Source organism: Microbacterium sp. 1154 (assembly GCF_031455375.1).
GTDB lineage: Bacteria > Actinomycetota > Actinomycetes > Actinomycetales > Microbacteriaceae > Microbacterium.
Window position 1 is genome coordinate 693,183 of record NZ_JAVDSN010000001.1, and the last position, 24,259, is coordinate 717,441.

Sequence of the window (24,259 nt, forward strand, 5' to 3'; positions counted from 1 at the left end):
TCGCCGATCGCCGCTCGATACGGGGTCAGCATAACCGGGGCCAGGTCCCCCGAATGGGGGACATTGTGCGGCGAGTCGCGGAGCGATATAGGCGATGTCCCATCGGCGCTCTCTCACGGGTTGCAGGCATCGCACGTCGCCGGGTCTGCGCGGCGCTGGGGCCGCCGGCGCTCGCGCTGCTCGTCGCAGGCCGGGCAGCCGTCGACGTCGATGCGCACCTGCGAGGTGGCGTTGCCGCACGCGCCGCAGCGGAGTCCGCGCACGACGCCCACCGGTCCGAAGCCCGGGCAGCCGCACCCCGGGCACGGCTCGGCGAGCCGGGCCGCGAGCAGCCACGACAAACGACGCAGCACCCGCCGCCGAGTGGGGTTCATGTGGGCGCGGAGGTCGGGCTCGAGCTCGACGGGGCCGCGGCGGAGCAGGGCGTCGATGATCGCGGCATCCTGGATCCCCTTCTGCATCCCGGTGTCGGTGTGCGCGACGACGGCCTGGTGCGGGAAGCCCGCGCGGGCGAGGTAGCGCCGTGCTTCGCTCTCGGTGCGGACGGTCCGCGCGGGTGCGACGTGCGTGTACTGGCGGATGCCGTGACGCACGCGGATGCCGCGTTCGAGGTCGACGAAGACGGCGAGCTCCTCGTGCACCATGGGGCCGAAGCCCCCGAGTGCCGGGGCGTACGACGCCTCGGTCGCGAGCCCCGTGGAGGTACCGAGCTCGAGAGCGGCGGCCCGCGCCTTAGACGTGGCCGCCTGTTCGGGGGTGCCCGCCCTCGGCACGTCTCGGGTGAACGTGCCGAGGGAGTCTGTGTCGAGTTGCGCTGTCGGAACGACGCCCGCCCCGAGCCACCGGGAGAAGGCCGGGGCGAAAGCAGCCTCCTTCCCGTGCAAGGTGCCCACGGCGATCGTCTCGCCCGAGTACGCAGAGCGCGGGTGACTGGTCGCGGGGCACATCAGGCGAAGTAATCCGCGCGGCTGACCGACGTCGGCGAGACGAACATCACGCCGGAAGCCTGGTCGAGGAGGGGCCGGATGCCGGCGACGATGGCGTCCGCCTTCTCGGGCGCCACGACCGTGACGAGCAGCGTGAGGGTGTCGTGGTCGTTGAAGAGCAGGCGGCCACCGCGCGGGCCGTGGTGGCCCACGCCGGCCACACCGGTGATCGCGGTGTAGCCGCGCGCGCCGAGCGACTGCATCAGCGCGGACACCTCGGCGACGTCGTCGCTTGCGACGACCACCTCGATCTTGGTCATCGGGGTCAATTCGGACAGGCTCATCAGCGGGTCTCCTTCGTGGTGGATTCTTCGGTGGCGGCGGGGATGCCGAAGGGGGCGGGGGCGTCGAGGTCGTCGGCCTGCCAGCCGTAGCGGCCCCACCGCATCCAGCGGGCGCTGTCGTGCTCGCGGACGCGCAGGGTGATCCAGCGGTTGGTCACCAGGGTGCGGACGGCCTCGGAGGCGTCGATGATGGCGTTCACCCGGGCGAGCGGGGCCTCGACGAACACCTGCAGCCGGATCGGTTCGTGTCGGGCCGCGCGGCCGACCCCCACCGACTGCCAGGGCAGGCCGAGACGCAGGTCGCCGCCGTAGCCCGAGAGCACGCCGACGGCGCCGACGACGTTGTGCAGGGGCTTGGGCCCCGCGCCGAAACGGTCGGGGGCGACGGTCGATGCGGAGTACTGGGCATTGATCCACTGCGCCACGATCATCGGTGCGGTCAGGATCGTCTCGAGGCCCGCGCCGTCGGGGTCGGCCGCCGCGTCGTAGCTGTGCAAGAAGGCGCGACGCCCCAGGTCGGTGCCCGCGGTGATCGAGCGCGGCCCCACGATGAAGGCGGCGTTGCCCACCAGGCCCCACTCGGGGTACGCCTCGGCCCAGTCCGCGGACCGGCGCTCGGTGTCGCGAATCGCGCCGTGCCGCCCGCCCGCGCCGGGCAGGCCGGCGCTGCGGTCGGCCGTGTTGGCGGCGCGTGCGGCCTCGAGCCGCCGGGTCAGCTCCAGCACGATGGTCTCGTGCGTGGCCGGGATGGCCCAGGGCTCGAGCACGGTGACCTCGTCGGTCACGGTGTCCATCTGCGCCGCGACGAAGAGCGTGTCGGCCGGTATCGAGACGCCGCGACCGGCGAGGGCGGCGCGCGTCTCGGGGTCGTTGAAGATCATGGCCGCCGCCCGGGCGTTCGGCTCGCCCTCGTGTCCGCCGCACGCGCCGCACTGCAGCGATGAGGCGAAGGGGTTGTTCGTCACCGAGGCGCCGTGCCCCGTCAGCAGAACGATGGGCGCGAAGCCGTCGACGAGGCCCATCATGCGCAGCGCCGTCTCGGCGTAGAGCACGCGCTCTTCGAGGGTGAAGACGACGTTCGCGTCGACGTGCGTCGACGGCTTCGCAGGGCGCATCCGCGACACCAGTGCCCGCCAGGCCTCGGGAGCCAGCGTCCGCGCCGCGCTCGCCGCGCCGAGCACCCATCCGGCGGTCTCGGCGAAGGCGTAGGGCGCGACGGCGGACTCCTTGAGCGCGTCGATCGTGGCATCCCGCTCCACGCTCGCCGCGTGCTGCCGCCTCCAGCGGGCGATCGCGTCGCGCTGCACGGACGACTCGGTGATCGCGACACGGGGGGTCAGCAGCACCGGGCACGACGCGACCTCCGCGGAGCCGTCGGCGGGCCGGAACGAGATGGGAGCGGCGAAGAAGCCGGCGAAGCCGAGGGTCTCGACCCCGCCCGCGGCTTCGAGGTGCCGGCGGAAGCTCTCGGACCGCGTGTCGATGCAGAACACCGCCTGCGCGAGGGGCCGCTCGACCGGTGCGCTCGGGCGCAGCACCGGCGCGGTCGACGGGGCGAGCTCGCGCGCGATGCCCCTCTCGAACGCCTCCTGCCAGACGGCGAGCCGCGCCGCGGGGTCGATGAGCGAGAGGACGGGCCGCAATGCGGCGCGCACCTCGCCGTCGGTGGCGTCGACGCCGAGGGCGAGAGCGACGGCGCCGACCCGGGCGGTGTCGTCGGCCCGAACCTCTTCGCTCGCAGCCCGCGCGGGAAGGGCGGCGTCGGCGGGCAGGAGCAACCGCTCGAGCGTCACGCGGATCGCGACCAGCGAAGTGAGGTCGACACCCATCGTGCCGCCGTGCCGGACGAGCGCCGCCCACCCCGGCAGCGCGAGCACGTGCGCACACAGGAAGGACTCCGCGGCGGCCCCGTCGAGCTCCCAGCGGGTCAGCGCTTCGCCGACAGCCGCGGCCGGGTCGTCGGGAGAGCTCCGGATGCCGCTGCGCACCCGCCGCGACAGGGTCGGGTCGAGCGCGGCCAGGCGCCGCCAGGCCGTCCACATGCTCTCGCCGTTCGTCCGCGACCAGGGCGCCGAGCCCAGCGCGGCGGCGGCCCACCGCGCGGTGAGGTCGTCGACCCGCGCGTGGACCCGCGGCGAGATCCGTGCCGCCGGCGTCGGCTGCGGGGACGCCGCCGTCATCGGGGGAGCAATGAGCAGGTCGTGCCCGAGCACCTCGCCGACGGTGGTGGCGAGGCCGCCGACGCGCAGGACGCGGGGCGAGCCCGCCTCGGGCACGGTGAAGCGCAGAGCCGCTTGCAGGTCGTCGCTCGAGATCCGCCCCTGCGCGTGCAGGTCGCGGAACCGTTGTTCCGGAAGAGACAACAGGATGCCGTGGTCTCGCGCGATCCGCCCGATCGCCTCTTCCCAATCGAGGTTCTCGTAGCCGGCGACGGGGTTGCGGGCGATGAAGGTCTCGAGGGGGAAGTGCGGCGAGATGCGGCGGCCGGCGGCGATGATCCAGCCCCGGATGACGGCGGGCGAGGGAGGGGAGGTGAGCGTGGTCATCAGAATCTCCGGTACTCGAGGGGGCCGTCGGCGGGCGCCGGGGTCCAGGGCGTGTCGATGCGGGGCGCGGTCGGGGGCAGGGGTGGTCGTCCCCACGAGAAGGCGAAGGCGAAGAGGCGGTCGGCCGATCGGCCCGAGCCTCGCGCGGCGAAGCCCGAGGCGGCGGCGATCACGAAGACCGCGACGGCGAATCCTGGAGGCACGGGGGCGGCAGCGGTGATCGGGGCGAGGGCTTCGGCGGCGGGGAAGACCACCGCGAGATAGGCGGCGGTGACCGCGGCCAGACCGGCGAGCAGGGCCGCACGGGTCGCGGCCGGCGATGACCCCCCGCCGATCCGCGCCCCGGCGATCACCGCGGTGGCCCAGGTGAACAGGAGGAGCGCCGCCGCGCTGTGAGTCATCGCACCGGATGCCGCCAGCGCCGCCGCCCCGGTCAGGAGCACGACCGCGCCGCCGACGACGGCGCCGCCGCGGGACGGCGCCGGGAGCGCGATCGCCCGGCCCTTCAGCGCGTGCTCGACCGCGGATCCGGCACCGAGGAACAGGCTCGCCTTGTAGAGCGCGTGGCCGATGGCGTGGACCACGGCGACCCCGAAGGCCCCGAGCCCGCAGGCCAGGAGCAGGAAGCCCATCTGCGCGGCGGTGGACTGCACGAGGCGGCCCTTCACGTCGGGGCGGGTGAGCATGGCGAGGGTCGCGACGATCATCGTGATCCCGCCGGCGGCGGCCACCACCCATGGGCCGACGGTGGAGGGCACCGCTGCGTAGCGGAGCAGCAGCAGAGCGCCCGCGTTCACGAAGCCCGCGTGCAGAAGCGCCGAGACCGGGGTGGTCGTCGCGGCGGTCGCGGGGAGCCATCCGTGCAGGGGGAAGGAGCCCGCACGGGCCACGGCCGCGACCGCCACGAGCACGCTCACCACCGTCGCCGAGGTGGCGTCGAGACTCCCGAGCGCGGCCAGCGAGACGGAGCCGGTGGATGCCACCGCCACGAAGACGGCCGCCCAGAGGGCCGTGTCTCCGAGCAGCAGGGCGACCGTGCTGCGCGACACCGCGATCCGGGTCTGCGGCCCGGCGCCGCCGGTCGAGATGAGGGCGATCATGCTGACCGTTCCGATGGTCCATCCGGCGGCGAGCAGGACGACGTCGTTCGCGGCGATCGCGGTGGTCGATCCCACGGCCGCGAGAGACGACAGCGCGAAGAAGCTGCGCGAACGGGGGTCGCCGCGCAGGTTGCGGCTGGCGTAGGCCTGCACGACCACGGTGAGGCCGACGACCAGCAGCGCCAGAGCGGCACCGGCGATGTCGACGTCGGCGGCGAAGGCCGACGCGAGGCCCGCCGCGGCGAACGCCGCGGCGACGGCTGCAGGCCAGACGGCGAGGGAGCCCGGGGTGTGGCGACGCGCGACATCCGGGAGGAGGGCGGCGACGACCGCGGCGAGCAGCGCGGCGATCGTGAGCGGGACGAGAAGCGACATGCGCAGCACGTTACCTGCAAAAAATTGCTGGTGTCAAAAAACAGGTAACAAATAACCGGTGCTTTGATTCCGGTACAGCAGGTCAGTATGCTGTGGCGATGACGACATGGACGTTCCTCACCAACCACGCCCATGTGTTCATCTACGTCGCCCGCGACCCCGGTGCCCGCGTGCGTGAGATCGCGGATGCCGTCGGCATCACGGAGCGCACCGCGCACGGCATCCTGGCCGACCTCGTCGACGCCGGGTATCTCAAGCGTGAGAAGGAGGGCCGACGCAACCGATACGAGTGCGTCGAGGACCTGCCGTTGCGTCACCCGATCGAGAGCGATCACCCCGTGGGGGCGTTGCTGCAGGCATTGCGGGGCTGAGCTCGCTCGACGGCACGCAGGGCAAGATCGAGACATGATCACCGTCGTTTCGTCCCCGACCAATCTCGGCTTGAGGCCGCCGCGGCGGGGGAGCGTGCCGGGGGCGTCCAAGGCGCCGGACGCATTGCGTGAGGCCGGTCTTTTCGAACGCCTCGCTCATCGGGGGGCCCGAGACGGCGGAGTCGTGCTCGCCGGCCGGTATGTCGACGACGACGACACGCGCGCCCCGGGTCTCGTTCGCAATCAGGCTCAGCTCGTCGACCATGCGCGGCGGCTCGCTGATCGCATCGATGGCGTGTGGGCGTCGGGCCGGTCGCCCCTTGTCATCGGTGGCGACTGCAGCGTCCTCATCGGGGCGGGAATTGCCAACGCGCGTGGAGGTGGCGGCGGTCTGGTGCACATCGACGGGCACACCGACTTCCGGCACCCGGGCAACAGCGACGACTGCGCGAGCGTTGCCGGGGAGGATCTCGCCGCGGCTGTCGGTCTTCATTGGCCGGCGATTGCGGACATCGGCGGCCTGTCGCCCTACTTCGACCCGTCTCGTGTTGCGCACATCGGGCACCGGGGCGACGACCGCACGTCGCCGAGGCTCGTCGCGTGCTGGGGCGTGTGGTGCCCGCCGGGGACCTTCTGGCGCGAGGTGCCGCCCCCGTTGCCGCCGAGATCCGACGCGTCGTCGGACGCGGATACTGGGTCCAGGTCGACGTCGATGTCCTCGACCCCGCCGTCATGCCCGCTGTCGACAGCCCGGATCCGGGCGGCCTCGACGCCTCGCAGCTGACCCGGCTCCTCGTCGAACTCGCGCCGTTCGCTCGCGGCGCCTCCGTCACCGTCTTTGATCCCGACCTGGACCCCGACGGCTCTCACGCGCGCGTCGTGGCGGACATCGTCCTGAACGGTCTGGGAGAGCTCGGGAGCGCGGTCCGGATGCCGTGACGTCCGGAGGGCGACGAAATCACCGAACAGTCGGGATTGCAGTCAGTTGACACGGGATGCCGAGCGAACGGTGCTGTTTCGGGGCGCTCTTGCAGGCGTGTGGTCACCGCGCTAACGTGCAACCAAATGGTTGAACAAATGAGCGATGCGGACATCGACCGGGTCTTCCACGCCTTGGCCGATGCGACCCGTCGCGACATCGTGCGGCGCACACTCGTCGCCGAGCAGTCGGTATCAGAGCTCGCCGCGGCCTACGCGATGTCGTTCGCCGCCGTGTCGAAGCACATCGCCGTGCTCGCCGAGGCGCGGCTCATCACCAAGCGCGCGGAGGGGAGGGTGCGACTCGTGTCCGCCGACCCCGCCGCTCTGGCGAACGCTCAAGCGCTGCTGCGCTCCTACGAAGACCTCTGGCGCGGCCGCGTCGACCGACTCGACGCGATCCTGCTCGAAGACGCCGGGATGCCGGCATCCGATCCTCTCTCCGAACCCACCGAAAACTGAACCGACGAAGGAGTCGTCATGCCCGTCACATCCGTCGAGAGCGACACCGAATCTCTCACCATGACCCTGGTCGCCGACTTTCCGGTCGGCCCCGAACGCCTCTGGGCGGTCTTCACCGACCCGCGCCAGCTCGAGCGCTTCTGGGGCCCTCCCGGGTGGCCGGCGACCTTCGACGCGTTCGACTTCCGTGTCGGCGGCCAGGCGAAGTACCACATGACCTCGCCGCAGGGGCAACGAGCCGGTGGCGCGTGGGAGTTCACCTCGATCGATGAACCGCGCGGGTTCGAGGTGATCGACTCGTTCGCCGACGAGGACGGCACCCCCATCGAGGGGATGCCGTCGATGCGGATGGTCTTCACCTTCGAGGCCACGCCCGAGGGCTCGCGGCTCACCAACGTCAGTCACTTCGCCTCCGTCGAAGCGCTGGAGCAGGTTGTCGCGATGGGCGCGGTCGAGGGCTCGACGCTCGCGATGAACCAGCTGGACGCGGTGCTTCCGGGTCTGCGCGACTTCGCGCAGGGCAAGGGCACGCGGCTCGAGGTCCTCGACGACCAGCACGTGCGCATCACGCGGCTCATCGACGAACCGCGCGAGCTCGTCTGGCGCGCGCACGTCGACCCCGAGCTGATGCGACAGTGGATGCTCGGCCCCGACGGCTGGCGCATGACCGAGCGCGAGGTCGATCGCACCGAGGGCGGGACCTACCGCATCGCGTGGGAGCCCGAGCCCGGCACCGAGGGCGAGGCGTTCGGGTTCGACGGCGAGATCCTGCTGCTCGACGAACCCCGCCGCATGGTGCAGACCGAGCACATGACGGGCACCGACTACCCCGCGACGATCAACGACCTGTCGCTCTACGAGGAGGACGGAGCCACCCTGGTGACGCTGTTGATCGAGTACCCGGATGCCGCCACCCGCGACGCCGTGCTCGCCACCGGCATGGTCGAGGGGATGGAGCAGAGCTTCCGGCGGATGGAGCGCGTGGTTCTGGGGTGACGGGGGCGGCCGGATGCCGGGCCAGTGGAGCCCACGTGGAGGGAAGGCCTGCCAGGGGGTGGCGAGAGGCGTCGAGATGCCGTGATGTGCAGAACCCCAGGGTGCACCTTGCGGCGCAGGCCCCTGGGGTTCTGGCGCTTTCGGTCAGTCGACCCGTCGCGTCGTGCGGCGGCGCTGAACAAGCGTCACGGCGATGCCGGCGGCGAGGATGCCGAGTGCCCAGCCGATCGGTGCGAGGGGTGCGGATCCCGTGGTGGCGAGCTGGCTCGAGGCGCTGGCGCCGCTCGTGCTCGGGGTGATGCCCGCGCTCGGGGTGGGGGTCGGTGAGGGAGTCACGGTAGGGGTGGGGGTGACCTGGACGGTGAAGGAGTTGGTGAGGTTCCCGACCTTGAAGGTGATGGTGTGGGGGCTGGCGTGGTTGAACGTCACGGTGGTGAGGTTCGTGACCGGGTCGTAGGTGATGGTGTCGGTGTCGACGCTGGAGGTGGTCACCGGCTGCACGTTTCCTCGGGTGGTGGGGTTGCCATACTGATCGACCGGCATCGTGTCGAACACGATCGAGTCGCCCTGGTTGGCGGTGATCGTCGTGGCGACGGTCCCGTCCGGGGCGACGGCCCACAGCGTGGTGCTGCTGCTGTCGCCGGGAGACACGAGGGCTTCAAGAGCGGTGGCGGTGCCGGGGGCGATGGTGAGCTTCACGTACTCGGTGGCAGTGCCGACGCTGTTGGTCGCGGTGACCTTGATCTTCCAGGTTCCGGCGCGGGTCGTTGACCCGGAAAGGATGCCGTCGGCGAAGGTGACACCGTCGGGCAGGATCGTGCTGTCGGTGTCGTCGTTTTCGACCATGTAGATGGGGGTGGGGGTGCCGGTCGCTTTCAGATCGAACGAGAACGTTTCTCCGGCGGCGGCGCTCTTCTCGATCGGTTCTGCCGTGGAGGAGTCGGTGCTGAAGGAGGGGGCCGTGTAGGCGGTGACCGTCACCGTGGTGCTGGTGGTGGAGGGGCCGTGCGAGGTGTCACCGGAGTATGAGGCGGTGATCGTGTGAGTACCGGCAGAGAGGAAGTTCAGGAGGGTAACGGTCCCATCGATGAGGGTGATCGACCCGAGCTCGGTGCTGCCTTCCGTGAACGTCACGCTCCCCGTTGCGGTGGCGGGCGATACCGTCGCGGTCAGTTCCGTCGCGGTGGCGTCGTTGGGGTTGTCGCTCGCTTTCAGCTCGATCGTGGTGGCGTCCTTCGGATCGTCGTAGGTGATGACGATGCTGCCGTTGCCGGAGTTGCCGTCCAGAGCGCGGACGTTCGTAGCAGACTTCGCGACGAAACCGGACCCGCCGCCACCTGAGCCGGTCTGCCCTCCCGGTGAGTCAGACCCACCACCGCCACCGCCGTAGAAGCCGCCGCCGCCACCACCGGCGGTGCCGTAGTTGTAAGCGGTCTTGTTGTCGGAGCCGGCGCCGCCCTGTCCGAAGGCCGTCGAACTCGAGGCGGGGCTGTTACTGCCGGCTGCTCCCGGATAGTCTCCGCCTCCGCCGTTGCCGGGGCTCGAGCTCGTCGCACCCCCGCCGGAATATACCCACGAGGAGGCGTTTTCCGGTGCGTTTCCCGGGTCACCTGCGCCGGTAGATCCGCCTGCGCCTCCGATCACCGCCTGGGAACCCGCGTTCGAGCCGCCGCCTCCGCCGCCGGTTGCCAGGAGGAGCGAGCCTGAACTGAACAAGAAACTCCCGCCGCCACCTCCACCGCCGCTCGAGTGCTGTAGTGCAGCGTCCTTGGTGCCGGCTGAGCCGCCGCCGCCGAAACCGCCCGCAGCGGGAGCGAGCGAGTCCGGGACGCCCCTTTTCCCAGCCCCTCCGACGACAGCGGTGAGCTTCTCGCCTGGCTCTACAGTCAGCGTTGCCCGTACGGAGCCGCCGAGGCCGCCGGCACCCGTCTCGGCCTGGTAGCTGTTAGGCGCGCTCGCGCCGCCGGATCCAGCCGAGATGGTCGCCGTGACACTTGTCACACCGCTGGGAACTACCCATTGTTCGGCGGCCCCCGAATAGGCGAACGTGACGGTGCAGACGCCGGACACACACGAGGTATCGGCTGCCTGCGCGGAGACTGCTCCCGCGAAGGTCAGGGCGGCGGTCATGGCGACGCCGACACCTCCCGCGACCAGACGACGAACCGATAGGGACGAGGGAGAGCGCATACGGAGCTTCCTTAGGTGAAGGGGCAGAGGCTATGTCCGGCACGGCAGCCGGCCGGTGCCGAATCTACCGTACAGGTCGGTTATGACCCGTTTAATACCGTTTCGTAACAGAATCTACCCCGGCGGTTCGGCGCACTGACGGCTGGGCACGAGATTCTCTCCGCGCACTGGTTCGACAAACGGCGCCATGACCTCCGGCATCCACACCCCGCATCAGAGTGAAAGGATGCATCGAGCGCGTCGAACGCCGCGGCCCGGAGACGCGGCATTCGGTTCCCGCTGGCCGGTCGTCGCGGAATCGGAGAACCGCACCGGAATCGGATGCTGGGTCTCGCTCGGTCCGATTCTGCTGCGTTCGTCCGATTCCGGGCGCGCGGTCGGGATCCGGAACTCAGGCCGCCGGCGCCGCCCGCCGCACCTGCGCGCGGATGTGCTCCTCGACCTCGGGGGTCACCTCGAGCACCGCGAACGACACCGGCCACATCGGGCCGTCGTCGAGCTGGGCGGTCTCGTCGAAGCTGACGGTGCCGTAGCGCGTCTTGAACTTCGATGCCGGCTGATAGAAGACGACGACCTTGCCGTCTTTCGCGTAGGCCGGGAAGCCGTAGTACGTCTTGGGGTTCAGATGCGGCGCCTCTTCGAGCACGATCACGTGCACCCGCTCGGCGATGGACCGGTCGGTTCCCTCGAGCTTGTCGATCGCCTCGAGGCAGGCCTCGTTCTCCTTCTGCAACTTCGCCAGGCCCTTCAAGCCCTTCATGGCCTTGAGCTCCTCGGCGCGCTGCTTCATCGCCGCGCGTTCTTCGTCGCTGAATCCCGCTCCGCCCGTGGCCATGGCATCCGTCCCCTCATTGGTGTGGACGCAGGATATCGCCGCAGGAGGGCGTTTTCAGCGTCGTGCGCCACCGGGATTTCAACTCGACTGTCCAGAACACCCGGGCGATAGTGCGTGAGGTCCGGGTGTTGTGGACGCTCGACGGGCGCGGACGGGTGTGCGCGTCACCGCGTGACGCTCAGGCCTGCCGCAGCCCCTCTTCCAACGCGACCCACGCGAGCATCGCGCACTTCACGCGCGCCGTGAACTTCGAAACACCCGAGAGGGCGGCGGCGTCGGCGAAGGTCTCCTCGTCGAGGGGGATCTTGCCGCGGGAGCGCAGCGACTCACGGAACGACGCGATCAGCGCTTGGGCATCGGCGCGCGGCATCCCTTCGTCTCCGCCGTCTTCCTGCAGCAGGGCGACGAGCATCGAGGCGGAGGCCTGCGAGATCGAGCAGCCGGCGCCCTCCCAGGTCACCGAGGTGATGCGGTCACCCTCGACGTTGACCCGCAGGGTGATCTCGTCGCCGCAGATCGGGTTGCGCTGGTGCACGGTGGCGCTGTGAGCGCCGGGCTCGGCGAGACCGAACCCGCGTCGGTTCTTCGCGTGGTCGAGGATCAGCTCCTGGTACAGGGACTCGAGGCCGCTCACGCGCCCACCCCGAAGAAGCCGCGCACGCCTGAGACGGCGTCGAGGAGGGTGTCGATCTCGTCCTCCGTGGTGTGGATCGCGGCACTCGCGCGGACCGACGCCGTCATGCCGAAGCGGCGGTGCAGCGGCTGCGCGCAGTGATGGCCGACGCGGACGGCGACCCCGCGCGAGTCGAGGAACTGACCCACGTCGTGTGCGTGCACCCCTTCGACCTCGAAGGCCTGCAGGGCGACGCGCTCCGCGGCATCCGTGTCTCCGAGAAGACGGATGCCGTCGATCGAGCGGAGGCCCTCGCGCAGGCGTGTCTCGAGTCTCGCTTCGTGGGCGTGGGCGGCGTCGAGGTCGTGCTCGCCAAGCCATCGGACGGCGGCGGCGAGGGCGACCGCCTGCGACACCGGCTGCGTTCCCGCCTCGAAGCGCTGCGGCGCGGGCAGGTACTCGGCCTTGTCGAGGGTGACGGTCGTGATCATCGACCCGCCGGTGGTGAAGGGCGGAAGGCCGTCGAGCACCTCGTCGCGACCCCAGAGCGCCCCGATGCCATACGGTCCGTAGATCTTGTGCCCCGAGAACACGGCGAGATCGACCCCGGATGCCGGCAGGTCGAGGCGCAGATGGGGTGCCGACTGGCACGCGTCGAGCACTGTCAGTGCGCCGACGCCGCGAGCCAGCGTCACGAGCTTCGCGACGGGGTTCACGATGCCGAGCACGTTCGACACGTGCGGGAAGGCGAAGACCTTCGTGCGCGCACCGATGAGGTCGGCAGCGGCGTGCAGGTCGAGCATGCCGTCGTCGAGCACGGGGATGTGGCGCAGACGCGCCCCCGTGCGGGCGGCCAGCTCTTGCCATGGGATGAGGTTGGCGTGGTGCTCGGCCTCGGTGACGACGATCTCGTCGCCCTCGCGCAGACGCCCGGCGTACCCCAGCGAGCCGGCCACGAGGTTGAGGCCCGCGGTGGCGCCGCTCGTCCAGACGAGTTGCTCGGGCTCGGCGCCCACGAACTCGGCGACGGAGACGCGCGCGTCTTCGAACAGCTCGGTGGCCTCGGCTGCGAGGGTGTGTGCTCCGCGGTGCACGGCGGAATTGGCCGTCTCGAGGAAGGCGCGCTCGGCGTCGAGAACGGCGCGCGGCTTCTGGCTCGTCGCGCCCGAGTCGAGGTAGACGAGGGGGCGACCGTCGATCTCGGTCTCGAGGATCGGGAAATCGGCGCGTACGGCGTCGACATCGAAGGGGAGGGTCACCCCTCCAGGCTACGTCGCGTTGTGGGGCGGGGTGCCGCGAGGCGAAGAAAAGGAGAAAGTACTTGCCAAAGCGGAAAGTAGTTGCGATGATCGAACTAACGAAAGGATCGCCATGGACCACACGCCCGCGATGACCGCGTCGGAAGCCCAACTGCTGCTCGATCGCGCCGACCGCCTCAGCCACGCCGCACACAACGCAACGCGGTGGCCGTACATCAGCTTCATCCTCGCGCTCGGGGTGGCGACCTCGATGGGCACCTTCGCGATGGCCGTCACGACCGGAGATACGTTCGGCCTCGCCTACGTGAGCTTGCTGGCCGTCGTATTCGCCCTCATCATCTTCTTCGTCGTCAGCATCCAGGGCCGCGCCGCCTTCGCCCGCGGCCGCCGCTGGACCGCCTACATCGCGAGCTGGTTCGCGTCCTACGCGCTCGCCCTGGCAGTCGTCATCTGGGCGCACGGCAACGTGCTGCTCGCGGCGCTGGCCTCGGGCCTCGTGCTCGTCGTCTCCCTGGTCTGCGCGGCGCGCGAGGCTCGGTCGTGACCACGTCGACCCCGCATCCTCGGCACCGGCTCGACGAGCTGCTCCAGAACTCCGTGCGGTTCTCGATCCTCGCGGCCCTCGACCGGGCGACCACGCTGAGCTTCAAGGAGGTTCGGGATGCCGTCGAGGTCACCGACTCCGCGCTGAGCAAGCAGGTCTCGACGCTCGAGGGCGCCGGCTACATCGCTGTGGGGAAGTCGTTCGCGGGCAAGATGCCCCGCACCTCGCTCACCCTGACGAAGGAGGGGCGAGCGGCGTGGAGGAGCCACCTCGACACGCTCCGCGAGATCGCGGGGACGTCGGTCTGAGCCGTTCGATCGTTCGACACCGCGTCTCACCGTCTCCTCATGGACGAGTCGATGAGACGCGGTGTCGTGCGCGAAGAGTGAGGAAGCCGGACCGTCCCGTTCGGGAACCGTGAGCACACGCTGATCGCGCCCGCCGCGGGCGTAGACCGGATGCCATGACGCTCACGGCCCTGCTCCCCACCCTCCGCTCCAGCATCCCCGCGCCCTTCGACGCCGCGGCCTGGCCCGCCGGCTCGACTCCCACGCTCGACGACGTCACCGTGCGGGCCATGTCGGTCGGCCGCTACGCCGACATCTGCGGCACGCCCTGCCTCTGCACGGGCCCCGCCGTGATCCCGGCGTCGGGCGGGGTGGCATCCGCGACGCTGTCGACGACCGTGGTGGTGGCGACGGTGACGGATGCCACGCCCGACACGCTGCGCCTCGACGCCTGCGTCGCGGGGCTCGAGGCCGTCTGGCGCGAGGCGCGGCTGATCGGCCGCGTGTCCCACGCGTACGACGAACCCTTCGCCGTGGTCGACGCGCACGGCGAGGAACCGTGCGGCACGGTCGTGCTGCCCGGCGATGTCCGCGCGGGAGACCGCATCGCCTTCCCCTGTCCCGGATGCCACACCGTCGGCGAGGTCCGCTGATGCTGCTGCACTCGATCGTCTTCGCCTCCCGCTGCGCCCGGGTGCAGGCGGAATTCCTCGCCGCGGAGGCCGAGGACGAGCCGGCCGACGTGCGTAACTCCTGAGTTTCGGGGGCCGCGGCCGTTCCGGCCTCCGGTGTTTCGGGGGTCGGTGCGTGCTTCCGGCCGGCGGACGAGTCGGCGCAGCGCCGGATCTCAGGAGTTCGGCGCGCCGCCCCCGACTAACAGCCCGGCACCCGCCCGACCCCGCAGCCCGAGACCGGACCCGCCGCGGGAACCGCCCCGTCACACGACGAGCCGGTACCCCATCCCCTGTTCGGTGAGCAGGTGCGCGGGCGCCGAGGGGTCGACCTCGAGCTTCTTGCGCAGTTGCGACATGTACAGCCGCAAATAGCCGGAATCGGCGACCTGCTCGCTCGCCCAGATCTCCTTCAGCAGCGTCTGTCGCGTCACGAGAGAACCGGGGTTGCGGGCGAGGAACTCGAGCATGCGCCACTCGGTCGGGGTGAGATGCACCCGGGTGCCGCCGCGCAGCACGGCTTTCGCCGACAGGTCGACCTCGACGTCGCCGAAGCGCACCACGGCATCGCCCGCCGACGGCACCGAGCGTCGCGCGTGCACGCGCAGCCGCGCCAGCAGCTCGTCGATCTGGAACGGCTTGGTGACGAAGTCGTCGGCCCCGGCGTCGAGCGCCTCGACCTTGTCGGCCGAGCCCGTGCGGCCCGAGACGACGATGATCGGGGCCGTCGTCCACCCGCGCAGGGCGTGGATCACCTGCACCCCGTCGAGGTGCGGCATCCCGAGGTCGAGAAGGACGATGTCGGGGTGCGATTGCGCGGCGAGGGTGACCGCCGCGGCACCGTCGGCCGCCGCCACCACGTCGTAGCCGTGCGCGGCGAGCGTGATGCGAAGGGCCCGCACCAACTGCGGGTCGTCGTCGGCGATGAGTACCTTCACGGCATCCTCCTCGAGATTCCGGATGCCATGGCTTCCGCATCGGCCACGGGCAGCGCCACGACCATGGTGAGGCCGCCACCGGGGGTGTCCTCCGGGGTGAGCGTGCCGCCCATGCCCTCGGCGAAGCCGCGGGAGAGGGCGAGGCCGAGGCCCAGGCCCGCGGTGTTGTCGGTGTCGCCGAGGCGCTGGAACGGCGAGAACATGTCTTCGCGGCGCTCGGCGGCGATGCCGGGGCCGTGGTCGATCACGCGGATCTCGGCGGTGCCGCCGAGGCGGCTGGTGGCGATGCGGACGCGCTCGCCGTCGGGCGAGTAACGCTGGGCGTTGGTGAGCACATTGACCAGCACGCGCTGCAGCAGCACGGGGTCGGCGTGCAGCAGCGGCAGGTCGGGGTCGAGGGCGAGCTCGACGTCGTCGGGGCCCAGGTCGAGCTCGTCGAGGGCCGAGAGCACGACGCCCGCGGCATCCGTCGCCGTCAGCGAAACGGCCAGCACACCGGCCTGCACGCGGCTGACGTCGAGCAGGTCGGTGACCAGCACCGAGAGGGTTGCGAGGCTCTCGTCGGCGGTCTCGAGCAGCTCGCGGCGGTCGGCGTCGGAGAGCTGGTCGCCGGCGGCGCGCAGGCCCCCGAGCGAGGCGACGGCGGCCGCGAGCGGCCGGCGCAGGTCGTGACTGACGGCCGACAGCAGGGCGGTGCGCACCTGGTCGGTCTCGGCGAGGGCGCCGGCTTCGGCGGCGGTCTCGGCAAGGTCGGTGCGCTCGAGGGCGGCGGCGAGCTGCGCCACGACCACGTCGAGCAGGCGCCGTTCCGAGGCATCGAGGTCGCCGCCGTGCAGCTCGAGGGTCGCGCGGCCGTCGCCCACGGGCACGATGACCGCGCGATCGTCGCGCACCGGCTCCCCGTCGGTGGCGAGCACCGTGCCGTCGGTCGCGATCAGGCGGACACCGGCGAGGCCGAACGCCTCGCGCGCGCGGCTGATGAGCGCGGGCACGGCGCTCTCTCCCCGCAGCACGCTGCCGGCGATCGTGGCGAGCATCTCGGACTCCGCCGCGGCTCGTCGGGCCGCCCGCGCGCGGCGGGCGGCCTGGTCGACGACGACGCTGACGAGCACGGCGATGACGACGTAGAGCGTCAGCGACAGCGCGTGCGCAGGGTCGCTGATGGTGATCGTGTAGATGGGGGCGATGAACAGGAAGTCGAGCGTGACGCCCGACAGCACGGCCGCGAACACCGCCGGCCAGATGCCGCCGACGAGCGCGACGACCACGACCAGCAGCTGATAGGCCAGCACGTCGGCGGTGATCGACTCGTCGGAACCGGTCGCGATCATGAGCAGCGACAGAAGGGGCCCGCCGACCAGAGCCGTCACGAAGCCGAGGATGCGCCGCTTCGCGCTCAGCGCCGGGCCCGCGAGCCGGGGGAGCGTGAACCGGCCCCCCGCACGCGCGTGGTTGACGATGTGCACGTCGATGTCGCCCGAGGCGCGGATCACGGTCGCCCCGATGCCCGGTCCTGTCAGGGCCGCGCCGAGACGCCCGCGACGGCTCACCCCGATGACCAGCTGAGAGGCGTTGACCGATCGCGCGAAATCGACCAGGGCGGTGGCCACGTCGTCGCCGACGACCTGGTGGTACGTCCCACCCAGGGTCTCCACGAGGGCGCGTTGTGCGGCGAGGGCGCCGGGGGCGCTCGCGCGCAGGCCGTCCTGCGTCGACACGTGCACGGCGAGCAGCTCGCCGCCGGCGGAGCGTGCCGCGATCCGGGCGCCGCGGCGCAGCAGCGTCTCGCCCTCGGGGCCCCCGGTCAGGGCCACCACGACGCGTTCGCGCGCTTGCCACGAGCCCTCGATGCCGTGCTCGGTGCGGTACCGCTGCAGGGCGGAGTCGACCTCGTCGGCGAGCCACAGCAGGGCGAGTTCGCGCAGCGCCGTGAGGTTGCCGAGACGGAAGTAGTTCGAGAGGGCGGCGTCGATCCGCTCGGCCGGGTACACCGAGCCCGCCGCGAGGCGATCGCGCAGGGACTGCGGTGCCAGGTCGACGACCTCGATCTGATCGGCCGCCCGGACCACGGCATCCGGGACCGTCTCGCGCTGCACCACGCCGGTGATCTTCTCGACGACGTCGTTGAGCGATTCGATGTGCTGCACGTTCACGGTCGTGATCACGTCGATGCCCGCGTCGAGCAGCTCCTCGACGTCGGTCCAGCGCTTGTCGTTGCGAGAGCCGGGGACGTTGGTGTGCGCCAGTTCGTCGACGAGCGCGATTCTCGGGAGCCGTTCGAGCACGGCATCCAGGTCCATCTCGTCGAGCGCGACGCCGCGGTGCGCCACGGCACGGCGCGGAACCACCTCGAGGCCTTCGGCTTGAGCGGCGGTGGCGGCGCGGCCGTGCGTCTCGACGATCGCGATGACGACGTCGTGGCCCTCGGAGCGGAGCCGGCGCCCCTCCTCGAGCATCTCGTACGTCTTGCCGACGCCGGGGGCCATGCCCAGCAGCACGCGCAGGCGCCCGCGCTTCACGAGGCGTCCCCCGTGCGCGTTCCGTCGAGTGTCCAGAACACGCCGCGCCCGCGAACGGCCAGCGGCATGTTGTGGACACTCGACCGGCGTTCCCGCACACGGCGCCGCCGCCGCACGGAGGGTGCGACGGCGGCGACGGGCGACAGGGTCATGACAGTGATTCTCGTCTCTCAGCGGGCGTCGAGCGCGCGGTTGAGCTCCACGACGTTCACGCGCGGGTCGCCGAGGTACCCGAGATCGCGGGGCAGCGTGTGCTCGGCGACGAGGGCGGAGACCTCGGATGACGGGATGCCGCGGGCTTGCGCGATGCGCGCGACCTGGCGTTCGGCGTTCTCGACCGAGATGTCGGGGTCGAGGCCCGAGCCCGAGGCGGTCACCGCGTCGGCGGGGATCGAACCCGCGCCGTTCAGCTCGCCGAACGCCGCACGGCCCTCTTCGATCGAGGCGATCAGGTCGGGGTTCTCGGGCCCCAGGTTCGATCCGGTCGAGGCCGAGGAGTCGTAGCCCGCGGCGGACGGCCGCGACTGGAAGTACTGCGGGAGCGCGGTGCCATCGGCATCCTGGAACGACTGCCCGATCAGCTGCGAGCCGGTGACGGTGCCGTCGGCGGTCTTGACGAGGGATCCGTTGGCCTGGAACGGCAGGGCGACCTGGCCGATTCCGGTGATCAGCAGCATGTAGGCCACGCCGAGCAGCAGGGTGAAGACGACCATCGCGCGGACGGCGACGGCGGTGGTACGCAGGGTGGTGCGCATGACGGGACCTTTCAGAAACCGGGGAGCAGGCTCACGACGAGGTCGATGAGCTTGATGCCGATGAAGGGGACGATGACGCCGCCGAGCCCGTAGACGAGCAGGTTGCGGCTGAGGATGCTCGACGCGCTCGCCGCGCGGTATTTCACGCCGCGCAGGGCCAGCGGGATCAGCACGATGATGACGATCGCGTTGAAGATGATCGCGCTCGTGACGGCGGATGCCGGGGAGTGCAGACCCATGACGTTCAGGGCCGCGAGACCGGGGAAGACGCCCATGAACATCGCCGGGATGATCGCAAAGTACTTCGCGATGTCGTTGGCGAGCGAGAACGTCGTGAGCGCGCCGCGCGTGATGAGCAGCTGCTTGCCGATGCGCACGATGTCGATGAGCTTGGTCGGATCGGAATCGAGGTCGACCATGTTGCCGGCCTCTTTCGCCGCCGAGGTGCCCGTGTTCATCGCGACGCCCACGTCGGCCTGCGCCAGGGCGGGAGCGTCGTTCGTGCCGTCGCCGGTCATCGCGACGAGGTTGCCGCCCTCCTGCTCGCGCTGGATGAGGGCGAGCTTGTCCTCGGGCGTCGCCTCGGCGAGGAAGTCGTCGACCCCGGCCTCGGCGGCGATCGCCTTCGCGGTGAGCGGGTTGTCGCCCGTGATCATCACGGTGCGGATGCCCATCGCGCGCAGTTCCTCGAAGCGCTCGCGCAGTCCGTCCTTCACGACATCCTTCAAGTGGATGACGCCGAGAACGCGGCCGCGGTCGTGCGAAACTCCTGAGGAATCGGGGGCCAGGGTGGCAACCACCAGCGGGGTTCCGCCGGACTCCGCGATTCCGTTGGTGAATCTCAGGAGTTCGGCACGGGTGGCGTCCGGAACCGTCGAGCCCGAGCCGTCGAGCCAGGCCACCACGGCGGATGCGGCGCCCTTTCGCACCTGCGTGCCGTCGACCAGGTCGAGGCCGCTCATGCGGGTCTGCGCGGTGAAGGGCACGGGCTCCGCGCCCCGAGGCATCTCGGCGACGATCCCCTGGGCTGCGGCGAGCTCGACGACCGAGACGCCCTCGGGCGTGGGATCGGCCTGCGACGACAGCGAGGCGTACTCGGCCAGCATCGGGCCGCCGACACCGTCCAGCGGCACGAAGGCCGACGCGCGGCGGTTGCCGTAGGTGATCGTGCCGGTCTTGTCGAGCAGCAGGGTCGTGACGTCTCCCGCGGCCTCGACGGCGCGGCCCGACATCGCCAGGACGTTCCGCTGCACGAGGCGGTCCATGCCGGCGATGCCGATGGCGCTGAGGAGCGCCCCGATCGTGGTCGGGATGAGGCAGACGAGCAGCGCCACGAGCACGGGGATCGAGACGGGGGATGCCGCGTACGAGGCGATCGGGTTCAGCACGAGAACCACGACGACGAACACGATCGACAGGCTCGCGAGAAGGATGTTCAGCGCGATCTCGTTGGGCGTGCGCTGACGCGAGGCGCCCTCGACCAGGGCGATCATGCGGTCGACGAAGGTCTCGCCGGGCTTCGACGTGATCCTCACCACGATGCGGTCGCTGAGCACGCGCGTGCCGCCGGTGACGGCGCTGCGGTCGCCGCCCGATTCGCGCACGACCGGGGCCGACTCGCCCGTAATCGCCGACTCGTCGACCGTCGCGATGCCGTTGACGATGTCGCCGTCGCCGGGGATGAGCTCGCCCGTCTCGACGAGCACGATGTCGCCGACGCGCAGGTCGCCCGAGGGGACGTCCTCGACCGCGACGTTCGAGGCGGCGGGGTCGTCGGGGGAGTACGCGACCACGCGACGGGCCGAGGTCGTGGTGCGGGTCTTGCGCAGGGTCGCGGCCTGCGCCTTGCCGCGGCCCTCGGCCACCGACTCGGCGATGTTCGCGAAGAACACCGTGAGCCACAACCAGACGGCGATGCCCCAGGTGAAACCGAACGGGAGACCGGAGTCGCCGCCGCCGAGGAACGGTTCGGCGATCGCGATGAGCGTCGTCAACGCCGCACCGACCCAGACGAGGAACATCACGGGGTTGCGCCACTGGGCGGCGGGGTTGAGCTTCTTGGCCGCGCCCGGAAGGGCGGCGACGACCTGGGCGGCGCTGAACGCGCGACGCGGAGACGCGGCGGCGGGGGCCTCGGCGGCCGGCGCGTGGGTGAGGGTGGACATCAGCGGGTAAGTCCTTCGGCGAGGGGTCCGAGGGTGAGGACCGGGAAGTAGGTGAGGGCCGTGACGATCACGACGACGCCGGCGAGCAGACCCGCGAACTGCGGGCGGTGCGTCGGCAGGGTTCCGGCGGTGGAGGGCACGGCATCCTGGGCCGCGAGGGAACCGGCCAGGGCCAGCACGAACACGATTGGCAGGAACCGTCCGAGGAGCATCGCCACCCCCAGTGCCGTGTTGAACCACGGGGTGTTGGCCGTGAGACCGGCGAAGGCGGAACCGTTGTTGTTCGCCGCGGACGTGAAGGCGTAGAGCACCTCGCTCAGGCCGTGGACGCCCGGGTTCAGGATCGAGGTGGTCTCGACGTCGTCGCGGATGCCGGGAACCCCGAAGCTCAGCGCGGTTCCGGCGAGCACGAGCGTGGGTGTGACGAGGATGTACAGGCTCGCGAGCTTGATCTCCTTCGGCCCGATCTTCTTTCCCAGGTACTCGGGTGTGCGGCCGATCAGCAGACCGCCGACGAACACCGCGATCACGGCGAGGATGAGCATGCCGTACAGGCCCGAACCGACGCCGCCGGGGGCGATCTCGCCGAGCATCATGTTGATCATCGGCATCATGCCGCCGAGCGCCGTGTAGCTGTCGTGCATCGAGTTGACCGCACCGGTCGAGGTCAGCGTGCTGGTCGTGCCGAACAGCGTCGAGCCGAAGATGCCGAACCGCACCTCCTTGCCCTCCATGGCGCCGCCCGCGAGCATCGGCGCGGTGCCGTTGCCCGCCGTCTCGGCCCAGGTGAGCAGAGCGGTGGATGCCACGAAGATCGCGCCCATCACACCCAGGATCGTGTAGCCCTGGCGGTTGTCACCGACCATGCGCCCGAACGCGCGGGGGAGCGAGAACGGGATGACCAGCATGAGGAAGATCTCGAAGAGGTTCGTCCACGGGGTGGGGTTCTCGAACGGGTGGGCGGAGTTCGTGTTGAAGAAGCCGCCGCCGTTGGTGCCGAGGAGCTTGATCGCCTCCTGGGAGGCCACCGGCCCGCCGGGGATGGACTGGGCCGCGCCCGCCACCGTCGTGGCATCCGTGAAGCCCGAGAGGTTCTGGATGACGCCGCCGGCGAGCAGCACGACCGCCGCGACGACCGAGAACGGCAGGAGCAGACGGGAGGTGCCGCGCACCAGGTCGACCCAGAAGTTGCCGATAACGCCGCTGCGGCGGTACGCGAAACCGCGCACGAGGGCGATCGCGATGGCGATGCCCACGGCGGCGCTGACGAAGTTCTGCACCGTGAGCGCGGCGAACTGCACGGTGTAGCCGAGGGTGGTCTCTCCGCCGTAGGACTGCCAGTTCGTGTTGGTGACGAACGAGACGGCCGTGTTGAACGACAGCGCTTCGCTCGGGGCGTCGAAGCCCAGCGAGAGCGGCAGCACCGCTTGCAGGCGCATGATCGCGTAGACGAACACGACACCGACGAACGAGAACAGCAGCACCGAGCGCAGGTAGGCCTGCCAGGTCTGGGCGCTGCGGGGGTCGACGCCGATCAGGCGGTAGATGCCGCGCTCGACGGCGAGGTCGCGTTCGCCGGTGTAGATGCGGGCGATGTAGTCACCGAGGGGGCGGTAGGCCAGGCCCAGGGCGAGGACGAGGGTGACGCTGGTCAGGACGATGGACCAGATGGTTCCGCTCTCCATGGGTCAGAACTTCTCCGGTCGGACGAGCGCCACCACGAGGTAGACGACGGCGGCGACCGCGAGGACCGCGGCCAGGATCGAGAAGAAGATCACGACTGTTCTCCCCCTCGCGAGGTGGGGCGAGCGGACGAGGGGCGAGCCCCGGGGCCCAGCTTCTCGACCCCCTTCGCGACGAGGGCGATCAGCGCGAAGATCGCGACGGTCGCGGCGAGGAAGACGGCATCGAGCACGACGACTCCAGATTCGGGTGAACACACCGCGGAGATCCGCGGGCACCGCGGGGCGGCACATCTGTCGATACAACTCCCCGGGCACACGGCATCCGGGCGTCCTTACGTTTTCCCTACGGGGCGGCGGCGGACGCATACGGCGCGCTTACGGGGGTGCCGGGCTCCGGAGCGCTCGGTCTCGTGTGCACGGAGGTCAGCCCGTTCGGGCCATGAGAAAGGTGCGTTCCGGAGTGCGGCACGCCACCCGGGCGACGCATGATGGAGGCATGCTCTTCTCCGACGGATCCGACGTGCGCGTCAGCGCGTCGCTCGTGATCCCGGCGGCGGAGCTGTCGTGGCGGTTCTCGCGCTCCTCGGGCCCGGGCGGTCAGGGCGTGAACACCGCCGACTCGCGGGTCGAGTTGATGTGGGATGCCGCGGCGTCGAGCGTGCTGTCACGCGTGCAGCGTGAGCGGCTCATCGAGCGACTCGGTGACCGGCTCGTCGGCGGGGTGCTGACGATCGCGGCATCCGAGCATCGGGCGCAGCTGCGCAACCGCGACGCCGCGCGCGCCCGGCTCGCTGCCCTCGTCGCCGAGGCCGTGCGTGCGCCCGCCCCGCCGCGCCGGGCGACGAAGCCGACCCGCGGGTCGACCGAGCGTCGCCTGCAGGCCAAGCAGCGCCGCACCGACGTGAAGCGCATGCGCCGGCGGCCGACGGACTGACCCGCCCCGCGCCCGCCCTCCCGCCCGCCCTACGCCCCGCGCCCCCGTGCCCGACGTTGAGTGTCCAAAACACCCGGACGCTTTCGAAAACCGTCCGGGTGTTTTGGACACTCAACAGGGGGAAGGGGCAGCGAGGCCAGGGGGAGGGGGGCAGCGAGACCGCGGGGAGGGTCGGGACGGCGCGGGCGTCAGCTCGCGGCGCCGCCCTCGGCCCGGCGGCGGCGCACCTGTTCCTCGAGGTCCGCGAGGTGCATCTCGCGCTCGAGGTCGGCGATCTGCTGCTCGGTGGTGCGGGTGTCGCGAGCGGCAGCCGGCGGGGGAGTGGCCTCGGCATCCTTCTGCCAGCGCCGCGGGTCGCCGAAGGTCATCGGTGTCGATCGCGCCTCGTACTCGCGGCCGAGGGTGAACCACAGGATCGACCCGATCAGCGGGAGCAGCACGATGAAGAAGATCCACGCGAACTTCGGCAGGTGCTTCACCTGGTCCTCGCGCCGGGTGATGGCGTCGATGAGGGCGACCACCATGACGGTGAGTGTCAGCAGGGCGAGGACTGGCATGGCATCCACCCTGTCGGAGACGCGCGGCGGCGTCCAGTGCCCGGCGATGCCGTCACGTGTGCGGGAGCAGTGGGCGGGAGAGGTGTGCCGCACTCCGGAGACGACGCGCGCGGCCGGGCCGGTGGGGCTGGTTCGTGCGGCCAGGGTGGGATTTTTCCGGAGCCCGGCACGGCCCTCCGCCCGGCTCGGGTGGACGCCCTGCAAACGCC

24 protein-coding genes and 1 pseudogene are annotated in these 24,259 nt (G+C 70.9%); 8 read left to right on the forward strand and 17 right to left on the reverse strand.

The window, feature by feature from the left end; genetic code table 11:
* Window positions 1–113: 113 nt before the first annotated feature.
* From J2X55_RS03130 to J2X55_RS03145, 4 genes are read right to left on the reverse strand one after another with little or no spacing between them, the layout of a single operon-like run.
* Window positions 114–893 carry a DUF6671 family protein gene (locus tag J2X55_RS03130; RefSeq protein ID WP_309821787.1) on the reverse strand — a complete coding sequence of 260 codons (780 nt, stop codon included), beginning with the start codon at window positions 891–893 and terminating at the stop codon, window positions 114–116.
* A gap of 53 nt (window positions 894–946) precedes the next feature.
* Complete coding sequence (locus J2X55_RS03135) at window positions 947–1,270, reverse strand: P-II family nitrogen regulator (protein WP_115916234.1); 324 nt, start codon at window positions 1,268–1,270, stop codon at window positions 947–949.
* Entirely contained in the window at window positions 1,270–3,816 is a 2,547-nt protein-coding gene (locus J2X55_RS03140) for a DUF2309 domain-containing protein (protein WP_309821789.1), read from the reverse strand. The genes J2X55_RS03135 and J2X55_RS03140 overlap by 1 nt, the downstream gene beginning before the upstream one ends.
* Complete coding sequence (locus J2X55_RS03145; RefSeq protein ID WP_309821790.1) at window positions 3,816–5,291, reverse strand: proton-conducting transporter membrane subunit; 1,476 nt, start codon at window positions 5,289–5,291, stop codon at window positions 3,816–3,818. Before J2X55_RS03145 ends, J2X55_RS03140 begins: the two co-directional genes overlap by 1 nt.
* A gap of 98 nt (window positions 5,292–5,389) precedes the next feature.
* Here J2X55_RS03145 and J2X55_RS03150 point away from each other — a divergent pair, with 98 nt between their 5' ends.
* From J2X55_RS03150 to J2X55_RS03170, 4 genes and pseudogenes are all read left to right on the forward strand, one after another.
* Window positions 5,390–5,662 carry a winged helix-turn-helix domain-containing protein gene (locus tag J2X55_RS03150; RefSeq protein WP_115916228.1) on the forward strand — a complete coding sequence of 91 codons (273 nt, stop codon included), beginning with the start codon at window positions 5,390–5,392 and terminating at the stop codon, window positions 5,660–5,662.
* 34 nt (window positions 5,663–5,696) lie between these two features.
* Window positions 5,697–6,601 (forward strand): annotated as a pseudogene (locus J2X55_RS17350) (arginase family protein).
* 138 nt (window positions 6,602–6,739) lie between these two features.
* Window positions 6,740–7,102 (forward strand): ArsR/SmtB family transcription factor, encoded by a 363-nt coding sequence (locus tag J2X55_RS03165; protein WP_396653239.1) that lies wholly within the window; start codon window positions 6,740–6,742, stop codon window positions 7,100–7,102.
* An 18-nt stretch (window positions 7,103–7,120) separates the two neighbouring features.
* On the forward strand, window positions 7,121–8,098 hold the full coding sequence (locus tag J2X55_RS03170) for an SRPBCC family protein (protein ID WP_309821795.1): 978 nt from the start codon (window positions 7,121–7,123) through the stop codon (window positions 8,096–8,098).
* A 144-nt stretch (window positions 8,099–8,242) separates the two neighbouring features.
* Here J2X55_RS03170 and J2X55_RS03175 read toward each other — a convergent pair whose 3' ends face one another.
* The 4 genes from J2X55_RS03175 to J2X55_RS03190 all read right to left on the reverse strand — a co-directional run bounded on the left by J2X55_RS03175 (window position 8,243) and on the right by J2X55_RS03190 (window position 12,995).
* Complete coding sequence (locus J2X55_RS03175; protein WP_309821796.1) at window positions 8,243–10,228, reverse strand: Ig-like domain repeat protein; 1,986 nt, start codon at window positions 10,226–10,228, stop codon at window positions 8,243–8,245.
* Window positions 10,229–10,679: 451 nt separating this feature from the next.
* Window positions 10,680–11,123 carry an iron chaperone gene (locus J2X55_RS03180; protein WP_115916220.1) on the reverse strand — a complete coding sequence of 148 codons (444 nt, stop codon included), beginning with the start codon at window positions 11,121–11,123 and terminating at the stop codon, window positions 10,680–10,682.
* A gap of 178 nt (window positions 11,124–11,301) precedes the next feature.
* Window positions 11,302–11,757 (reverse strand): Fe-S cluster assembly sulfur transfer protein SufU, encoded by a 456-nt coding sequence (sufU, locus tag J2X55_RS03185; RefSeq protein ID WP_115916218.1) that lies wholly within the window; start codon window positions 11,755–11,757, stop codon window positions 11,302–11,304.
* Entirely contained in the window at window positions 11,754–12,995 is a 1,242-nt protein-coding gene (locus J2X55_RS03190; protein ID WP_309821800.1) for a SufS family cysteine desulfurase, read from the reverse strand. The genes sufU and J2X55_RS03190 overlap by 4 nt, the downstream gene beginning before the upstream one ends.
* A 112-nt stretch (window positions 12,996–13,107) precedes the next feature.
* On the opposite strand from J2X55_RS03190, the gene J2X55_RS03195 reads away from it, so the two are divergent.
* From J2X55_RS03195 to J2X55_RS03205, 3 genes are all read left to right on the forward strand, one after another.
* The gene (locus J2X55_RS03195) at window positions 13,108–13,539 is read left to right on the forward strand and encodes a chemotaxis protein CheY (protein ID WP_115916214.1); all 432 of its coding nucleotides are present in this window, start codon (window positions 13,108–13,110) and stop codon (window positions 13,537–13,539) included.
* Window positions 13,536–13,847, forward strand: a complete 312-nt coding sequence (locus J2X55_RS03200) for a transcriptional regulator (protein WP_103211037.1) — start codon at window positions 13,536–13,538, stop codon at window positions 13,845–13,847. Before J2X55_RS03195 ends, J2X55_RS03200 begins: the two co-directional genes overlap by 4 nt.
* A 155-nt stretch (window positions 13,848–14,002) precedes the next feature.
* Window positions 14,003–14,479 (forward strand): hypothetical protein, encoded by a 477-nt coding sequence (locus J2X55_RS03205; protein WP_309821802.1) that lies wholly within the window; start codon window positions 14,003–14,005, stop codon window positions 14,477–14,479.
* Between the two features lie 284 nt (window positions 14,480–14,763).
* On the opposite strand, the gene J2X55_RS03210 is transcribed toward J2X55_RS03205, so the two are convergent.
* From J2X55_RS03210 to J2X55_RS03245, 8 genes are read right to left on the reverse strand one after another with little or no spacing between them, the layout of a single operon-like run.
* A complete protein-coding gene (locus J2X55_RS03210; protein ID WP_103211041.1) occupies window positions 14,764–15,435 on the reverse strand; it encodes a response regulator in 672 nt (223 codons plus the stop codon).
* Window positions 15,432–17,954 carry an ATP-binding protein gene (locus tag J2X55_RS03215; protein WP_309821805.1) on the reverse strand — a complete coding sequence of 841 codons (2,523 nt, stop codon included), beginning with the start codon at window positions 17,952–17,954 and terminating at the stop codon, window positions 15,432–15,434. The genes J2X55_RS03210 and J2X55_RS03215 overlap by 4 nt, the downstream gene beginning before the upstream one ends.
* Window positions 17,951–18,106: a hypothetical protein gene (locus J2X55_RS03220; protein WP_181906379.1), complete on the reverse strand. Its 156-nt coding sequence runs from the start codon at window positions 18,104–18,106 to the stop codon at window positions 17,951–17,953. Before J2X55_RS03220 ends, J2X55_RS03215 begins: the two co-directional genes overlap by 4 nt.
* An 18-nt stretch (window positions 18,107–18,124) precedes the next feature.
* Complete coding sequence (kdpC, locus tag J2X55_RS03225; RefSeq protein WP_309821807.1) at window positions 18,125–18,709, reverse strand: potassium-transporting ATPase subunit KdpC; 585 nt, start codon at window positions 18,707–18,709, stop codon at window positions 18,125–18,127.
* A gap of 11 nt (window positions 18,710–18,720) precedes the next feature.
* Entirely contained in the window at window positions 18,721–20,874 is a 2,154-nt protein-coding gene (gene kdpB / locus J2X55_RS03230) for a potassium-transporting ATPase subunit KdpB (protein ID WP_309821808.1), read from the reverse strand.
* Window positions 20,874–22,559 carry a potassium-transporting ATPase subunit KdpA gene (gene kdpA / locus J2X55_RS03235; RefSeq protein WP_309821810.1) on the reverse strand — a complete coding sequence of 562 codons (1,686 nt, stop codon included), beginning with the start codon at window positions 22,557–22,559 and terminating at the stop codon, window positions 20,874–20,876. Before kdpA ends, kdpB begins: the two co-directional genes overlap by 1 nt.
* Window positions 22,560–22,562: 3 nt before the next feature.
* Entirely contained in the window at window positions 22,563–22,652 is a 90-nt protein-coding gene (gene kdpF, locus J2X55_RS03240; protein ID WP_074696280.1) for a K(+)-transporting ATPase subunit F, read from the reverse strand.
* Window positions 22,649–22,789: a hypothetical protein gene (locus J2X55_RS03245; RefSeq protein ID WP_309821811.1), complete on the reverse strand. Its 141-nt coding sequence runs from the start codon at window positions 22,787–22,789 to the stop codon at window positions 22,649–22,651. Before J2X55_RS03245 ends, kdpF begins: the two co-directional genes overlap by 4 nt.
* A gap of 266 nt (window positions 22,790–23,055) precedes the next feature.
* Between J2X55_RS03245 and arfB the strand changes: the two genes are divergently transcribed.
* Complete coding sequence (gene arfB, locus J2X55_RS03250; RefSeq protein WP_309821812.1) at window positions 23,056–23,493, forward strand: alternative ribosome rescue aminoacyl-tRNA hydrolase ArfB; 438 nt, start codon at window positions 23,056–23,058, stop codon at window positions 23,491–23,493.
* Window positions 23,494–23,681: 188 nt separating this feature from the next.
* Here arfB and J2X55_RS03255 read toward each other — a convergent pair whose 3' ends face one another.
* Entirely contained in the window at window positions 23,682–24,050 is a 369-nt protein-coding gene (locus tag J2X55_RS03255; RefSeq protein WP_115916200.1) for a PLD nuclease N-terminal domain-containing protein, read from the reverse strand.
* Between the last annotated feature and the right edge of the window lie 209 nt (window positions 24,051–24,259).

What these genes read in the sequence shown, in the direction of transcription:
- J2X55_RS03150 (WP_115916228.1), top strand. Translation starts at nt 5,390, where the DNA reads ATGACGACATGGACGTTCCTCACCAACCACGCCCATGTGTTCATCTAC.
- J2X55_RS03195 (WP_115916214.1), top strand. Translation starts at nt 13,108, where the DNA reads ATGGACCACACGCCCGCGATGACCGCGTCGGAAGCCCAACTGCTGCTC.
- kdpA (WP_309821810.1), bottom strand. Translation starts at nt 22,559, where the DNA reads ATGGAGAGCGGAACCATCTGGTCCATCGTCCTGACCAGCGTCACCCTC.
- arfB (WP_309821812.1), top strand. Translation starts at nt 23,056, where the DNA reads ATGCTCTTCTCCGACGGATCCGACGTGCGCGTCAGCGCGTCGCTCGTG.
- J2X55_RS03220 (WP_181906379.1), bottom strand. Translation starts at nt 18,106, where the DNA reads ATGACCCTGTCGCCCGTCGCCGCCGTCGCACCCTCCGTGCGGCGGCGG.
- J2X55_RS03140 (WP_309821789.1), bottom strand. Translation starts at nt 3,816, where the DNA reads ATGACCACGCTCACCTCCCCTCCCTCGCCCGCCGTCATCCGGGGCTGG.
- J2X55_RS03175 (WP_309821796.1), bottom strand. Translation starts at nt 10,228, where the DNA reads ATGACCGCCGCCCTGACCTTCGCGGGAGCAGTCTCCGCGCAGGCAGCC.
- J2X55_RS03135 (WP_115916234.1), bottom strand. Translation starts at nt 1,270, where the DNA reads ATGAGCCTGTCCGAATTGACCCCGATGACCAAGATCGAGGTGGTCGTC.
- J2X55_RS03180 (WP_115916220.1), bottom strand. Translation starts at nt 11,123, where the DNA reads ATGGCCACGGGCGGAGCGGGATTCAGCGACGAAGAACGCGCGGCGATG.
- kdpC (WP_309821807.1), bottom strand. Translation starts at nt 18,709, where the DNA reads ATGCGCACCACCCTGCGTACCACCGCCGTCGCCGTCCGCGCGATGGTC.
- J2X55_RS03165 (WP_396653239.1), top strand. Translation starts at nt 6,740, where the DNA reads ATGAGCGATGCGGACATCGACCGGGTCTTCCACGCCTTGGCCGATGCG.
- J2X55_RS03145 (WP_309821790.1), bottom strand. Translation starts at nt 5,291, where the DNA reads ATGTCGCTTCTCGTCCCGCTCACGATCGCCGCGCTGCTCGCCGCGGTC.
- kdpB (WP_309821808.1), bottom strand. Translation starts at nt 20,874, where the DNA reads ATGTCCACCCTCACCCACGCGCCGGCCGCCGAGGCCCCCGCCGCCGCG.
- J2X55_RS03170 (WP_309821795.1), top strand. Translation starts at nt 7,121, where the DNA reads ATGCCCGTCACATCCGTCGAGAGCGACACCGAATCTCTCACCATGACC.
- J2X55_RS03205 (WP_309821802.1), top strand. Translation starts at nt 14,003, where the DNA reads ATGACGCTCACGGCCCTGCTCCCCACCCTCCGCTCCAGCATCCCCGCG.
- J2X55_RS03255 (WP_115916200.1), bottom strand. Translation starts at nt 24,050, where the DNA reads ATGCCAGTCCTCGCCCTGCTGACACTCACCGTCATGGTGGTCGCCCTC.